The organism is Campylobacter sp. BCW_6460 (assembly GCF_001762705.1).
Classification (GTDB): Bacteria; Campylobacterota; Campylobacteria; order Campylobacterales; family Campylobacteraceae; genus Campylobacter_D; species Campylobacter_D jejuni.
On record NZ_MJXI01000023.1, the window covers coordinates 1 to 1,032 of the forward strand.

Here is a 1,032-nt window from a genome sequence, read left to right on the forward strand (position 1 = left end):
CATCCTGTATAAACTCATCTGTATCTAAAGAGTGATTGAAATTTTCTATATTTTGATAAACTTTTTCTAAAAATTCCAAAGGTAAAATAAAATCTTTACTGAGTATGTTTTCTAAAATTTGTTTTAAAGCTAAAGCATCGTCTAAAAATCTTTTAGCATTATCTTGATCTTTTTGTATTTTTTCTTTGAATTTAACTAGGAGTTTATCACTTCTATTTTTAGTTAAATTTTTGGGAAGTTCAAACTTGGGTTTAAATTTTGTAAGGAGTTTTTCACAACATTCTTTAAAGGAAAGTTCTTCAGTAAAATTAATCCTTGCTCCACCTTCAGTGGCATTGTAAAATTTAGCTTTTTGTTCGTTGCAAGCAAAAAGATATTCAAGCTTTATGCGATAATCATTCCAAGCAATATGAGTTAAAACTTCACCTTTACCTGCATAGGCGGTGACTTTAAGTTTATCTATATTTTCCTCACTACTAAATTTCTCCCCAAAATCAAAACCTTTAGAATGCGAATTTCCTTCTTTATCAAAGGCCAAATCTTGTCCTATCATAATAATATTTTTAAATCCTAAAGCTAAAGCTAAAGTATAAGAAAAATGACTCACATGAGTACCTGTATCAATATAGCCAAAGTCATTAAGATTGAAGCGTTGATATAAAGCTTTATTTCTTAAAATAATCATACAATTTTCAACCTTTAAACTACGCACGACATTAGGATGTGTAGCACACTCAAGAGCAATAATGCTTTGTTTTAAATTTTCTTTATTTTGAAAAAATTTTATTGCCCAATCACTATAGTCTAAATTGGTAACATAATCAGGTATTATGCCTTCTTTTTCAAGCATACTTAAAGCCCCATCAGCACAAAAGATCACTGCTTTATCTTGATAAGCTTTAAGTAAAGGAAGTTGTTTAGCTAAACTAGGTCCTGCAGAAACTACTATAGCATTTTCAAATTTGTTTTTTCTTTCATTTAAGATTCTTTGAAAAGGAATGCTTTCAAGCATAGAAGGGATGTTTTGTAAAA

Annotated in this window: 1 protein-coding gene; it reads right to left on the minus strand. The window is 29.0% G+C overall.

Features of this window, described 5'->3' with window-relative positions; genetic code table 11:
* On the minus strand, positions 1–1,032 hold a 1,032-nt coding region (locus AJ881_RS04765; RefSeq protein ID WP_148122998.1), incomplete at both ends, for a motility associated factor glycosyltransferase family protein.